The 3,924-nt window shown below is 74.9% G+C and carries 5 protein-coding genes; all 5 read left to right on the top strand.

What is annotated here, in order from left to right; all coding sequences use genetic code 11:
* The coding region (locus tag AC5LSR_RS23600) for a Kae1-like domain-containing protein (RefSeq protein WP_493469050.1) at positions 1 to 464 on the top strand (464 nt) is incomplete at its 5' end.
* A 2-nt stretch (positions 465 to 466) separates the two neighbouring features.
* Positions 467 to 775, top strand: coding sequence for a HypC/HybG/HupF family hydrogenase formation chaperone (locus AC5LSR_RS23595; protein WP_250281385.1), 309 nt, complete (start codon positions 467 to 469; stop codon positions 773 to 775).
* Complete coding sequence (locus AC5LSR_RS23590; RefSeq protein WP_250281352.1) at positions 772 to 1,692, top strand: HypC/HybG/HupF family hydrogenase formation chaperone; 921 nt, start codon at positions 772 to 774, stop codon at positions 1,690 to 1,692. Before AC5LSR_RS23595 ends, AC5LSR_RS23590 begins: the two co-directional genes overlap by 4 nt.
* Complete coding sequence (locus AC5LSR_RS23585; RefSeq protein ID WP_250281384.1) at positions 1,692 to 2,768, top strand: SIS domain-containing protein; 1,077 nt, start codon at positions 1,692 to 1,694, stop codon at positions 2,766 to 2,768. Before AC5LSR_RS23590 ends, AC5LSR_RS23585 begins: the two co-directional genes overlap by 1 nt.
* Positions 2,765 to 3,883, top strand: a complete 1,119-nt coding sequence (hypE, locus tag AC5LSR_RS23580) for a hydrogenase expression/formation protein HypE (RefSeq protein WP_250281349.1) — start codon at positions 2,765 to 2,767, stop codon at positions 3,881 to 3,883. The genes AC5LSR_RS23585 and hypE overlap by 4 nt, the downstream gene beginning before the upstream one ends.
* The last annotated feature ends 41 nt before the right edge of the window (positions 3,884 to 3,924 follow it).

The following is a 3,924-nucleotide window of genomic DNA, read 5'->3' as shown; positions in this document are numbered from 1 at the left end:
CGGGGGCATCGGCGGCGGGCGCGGCGGCGGTGGCGGCGGTGATGGGGACGTCAACAGGGACATCGGAGGTGCCCGGGGCGTCGGGGCTGGCGGCGGTGCCACGGCTGGCGGTCGGGGCGGACGGCGTGCTCGACCCGGCGCCACTGCTGCGCGCGCTGGTGGCCGGGCTGCGCGGCGGCACACCGGTGGCGGTGCTGGCCGCGGCGTTCCACGAGGCGGTGGCCGACGCGGTCGCCGAGGTGGTGACCCGAGTCGGCCGGCAGCGGGGCGTGCGGCTGGCCGGCCTGACCGGCGGGGTGTTCCAGAACGTGCTGTTGCTGCGCGCCTGCCGGGACAGGCTGCGCGCCGCCGGATTCGACACGCTCGTCCACCACCTGGTGCCGCCCAACGACGGCGGGCTCGCGCTCGGGCAGGCGGCGGTCGCGGTGCTGCGCCTGCGCGCCGGGGACGAAGAGGAGAGGTGACCATGTGCCTGGGGATTCCGGGCCGGATCGTCGAGGTCTGGGACGAGAGCGGGACCAGGATGGCCCACGTCGCCTTCCCCGGTGAGACGCGGAAGGTGTGCCTGGCCTATCTGCCGGATCTCGCGGCCGGCGACTACACCATGGTGCACGCCGGTTTCGCCCTGACCCGGCTCGACCGGCGGTCGGCGCTGCGCACCCTGGACATGATGCGCGAATACGAGCTGATCGACGACACCGCGGCCGGTCATCCCACAGAAGCCGAGGAAATCAGGGGAGCCAGGGGAGCCGGGAAAATCGGGGGAATGCGATGAGTGCCCTGGCGGTCGCCAGTGGTGATGGCGCTGTGACAGGATGTTCCCGGGAGGCGCGGCGGGAGCTGGCGGGCGCCCCGGAGGTGACGGCCGGTGCTGTCGGCGGCGCCACCGAGAGCGCGGAGGTCGGCGCCACCGGTGGCGTGGACAGTGCCGACGACGGTGGGCTGACCGAGGATCTTGCCGCTGATCTCGCGGCCGCCTCGCTCGCGCTGGCCCGGCGTTTCGCCGGTGGCGCCACGCTGTGGTGCCTGTCCCCGGCGTGGGGGCCGCACGCGCACCACATCGCGGTCGAGTTCGTCCATCCGGCCGTCGTCGGCAAACCGGCGCTGCCCGCGGTGGCCGTGACCGGCCCGGATCCCGTCGCCATGATCCGGCTGGCGGCCCGGCCCGGTGACGTCGTCCTCGCCGTGGCCGCCGCCGATGATCCGGTGACGCGTTCCGTGCTGCGCCGGGCGCCGGCCTGGGGGACGGGCACGATATGGATCGGTAGCGGCCCGCGTCCGCCCGCCGGCGCGGCTGACCATGTGCTGTGGCTGGACGACCCGGATCCGCCGCTGCCGGCCACCGGCCGGTTCGTGCTCCTCTACCACCTGCTGTGGGAGCTGGCCCACCTCTGCCTCGAGCACACCTGCCTCGAGCACACCGCCGTGCTCCACCCGTCCGGGCGTGAGCAGGACGGGCGTGAGCAGGACGGGCGTGAGCAGGACGGCGGGACGTGCGTCACCTGCGGTGACGAAGGCCGGCTCGGCGAGGTGATCGCGCAACAGGGGCCGGCCGACGGCCTGGCGCTGGTGCGTACCGCCACCGGGGTGGAGCTTGTCAGCATCCTGCCGGTCGATCCGGTGACCATTGGCGATCTTGTTCTCATCCATGCCGCGACGGCGATCACCCGTCTCGACCAGGACGGTGCGTGATGGCCACCGAGCACACCGCGTTCCTGTACCCGTTCCTCCACCCCCAGGCGGACAGCGGCGACGACCGGGACAGCAGCCCCCGGGCCGGCGCTGACCGGGCCGGCCACGACCGGCACGACGGTGGCCAGGAAGACGGCGACCACCAGGGGAGCGGCCAGCGGGAGGACGACCGGGACGCTGGCGGCCGGGACGCCCGCGGTCGGGACGCCGACGGCCGAGGTGCGAGCAGTCGAGAGGCCGACAGCGAGAGGGACGACGGCCGGGATGCCGACGGCCGGGATGCCGACGGCCGGGATGCCGACGGCCGGGATGCCAGCAGTCGAGAGGCCGACAGCTGGAGGGACGACGGCCGGAATACCGGTGGGCGGCATGCCGGTGGCCCGGGGGACGCGCTGGGTGCGTTGCTGGCCGAACTCGCCGGTTCGGCGCGGGCGAAGGCCCGGGAGAGCGTGCGGCTGCAGCGCACGACGCTGCGGGAATGCGCCGAGTCGATCGCGGCCACCGCGGCGGAGATGGCACGGCGTTTCGCCCGGGGTGGACGTATGTACACCTTCGGTAACGGCGGTAGCGCGACCGACGCCGCGACCCTGGCCGAGCTGTTCTCCCGGCCGCCGCACGGGCGTCCGCTGCCGGCCTGGTCGCTGGCCGCGGACCAGGCGGTGGTCACCGCGCTCGGCAACGACGTCGGGTTCGAGCGGGTGTTCGCCCGGCAGCTCATCGCGCACGCCGGCCCGGACGACATCGCGGTGGCGCTGTCGACCAGCGGCGGCTCGGCCAACCTGCTGGCCGGGCTGGCCGAGGCCGGCCGTCGGGGAGCGCTCACCGTCGGCTTCGCCGGATACGACGGCGGACGGTTCGCCGCCGACGGGGTGGTCGACCGCTGCTTCGTCGTCCGCTCACAGAGCGTGCACCGCATCCAGGAGTCACACGCCCTGCTCGGCCACCACCTGTGGGCCGCGACACAGCAACGGATGACGGACCATCCGGCCGCGTACCCGACGTATCCGGCGTACCCGAGGTACCCGACGTACCCGACGTACCCGACGTACCCGACGGCGGGGGAGCGCACCCGATGAGCGTGGCGGACCGGACGGAGCGGACGGGCCGGGTGGAGAAGACGGACCGTGGGGAGGCGGTGCCGGCGCGGGCCGGGACGTTCCGGCGGCGCCGGCCGCGGACGCTCGGCGAGGTGGTGACCTCGGCGCACGGGGCCGGCGGGAGCGCGTCGGCGGAGCTGATCGAGACGGTCTTCGTCGACGTCTTCCGCAGTCCCGCGCTCGACGTCCTTGGGGACGGCGCGGTCCTGCCGCTGCCGTCGGGGGAGTCGCTGGCCTTCAGCACCGACTCCTTCGTGGTCCGGCCGCTGCGCTTCCCCGGCGGCTCCATCGGTGACCTGGCGGTGCACGGCACCGTCAACGACCTGGCGATGACGGGGGCACGGCCGCTGTGGCTGTCCGCGGCATTCGTGATCGAGGAGGGCTTCCCCGTCGACGAGCTGCGCCGCGTCGCCGAGGACATGGCCGAGGCGGCGCGGGCCGCGGGCGTGGAGGTGGTGACCGGGGACACCAAGGTCGTCGACGCCGGCGCGTCCGCCGGACTGATCATCACGACCGCCGGGGTGGGGCTCGTCCCGCCCGGCCGGCAGCTGTCCGCGCGGCGGGTGCGGCCGGGGGACCGGGTGCTGGTGTCCGGCACGATCGGCGAGCACGGGATGGCGGTCATGCTCGCCCGCGGCAACCTGGCGATCGACGCCGCCATCCGCTCCGACACGGCGGCGGTCGACGCGCTGGTGGAGGAGCTGCTGGCGGCGGCGCCGTCGGCACGCTGGCTGCGTGACCCCACCCGCGGCGGGGTGGGGACGGCCTGCAACGAGCTGGCCCGGGACACCGGCCTCGGCGTCCTGCTCGACGAGTGCTCCGTGCCGGTGCGCCCCGACGTGCGCGGCGCCTGCGAGCTGCTCGGCATCGACCCGCTCCACGTCGCCAACGAGGGCAGGTTCCTCGCGGTGGTGCCGCCCGAGCAGGCCCCGGCGGCGCTGGCCGCGCTGCGGGAGCATCCGCTGGGCCGGTCGGCCGCGGTCATCGGGGAGATCACCGATGGGCCGGCCGGGATCGTCGCGATGCGCACCGCCCTGGGCGGCACCCGGATCGTGGACATGCTGGTCGGCGACCCACTGCCCCGCATCTGCTGACCATGCCCCCGCCGTCCTGCCGTCCTGCCGTCCCGCCGTCC

It is taken from the genome of Protofrankia sp. CiP1_Cm_nod4 (genome assembly GCF_982290645.1).
The sequence above is the reverse complement of the archived record's forward strand: the minus strand, read 5'-3'. Positions and strand labels throughout refer to the sequence as shown.

Bases quoted from the DNA above. Each gene is read 5' to 3' on its own strand.
- AC5LSR_RS23595 (WP_250281385.1), top strand. From the start codon at position 467: ATGTGCCTGGGGATTCCGGGCCGGATCGTCGAGGTCTGGGACGAGAGC.
- AC5LSR_RS23590 (WP_250281352.1), top strand. From the start codon at position 772: ATGAGTGCCCTGGCGGTCGCCAGTGGTGATGGCGCTGTGACAGGATGT.
- AC5LSR_RS23585 (WP_250281384.1), top strand. From the start codon at position 1,692: ATGGCCACCGAGCACACCGCGTTCCTGTACCCGTTCCTCCACCCCCAG.
- hypE (WP_250281349.1), top strand. From the start codon at position 2,765: ATGAGCGTGGCGGACCGGACGGAGCGGACGGGCCGGGTGGAGAAGACG.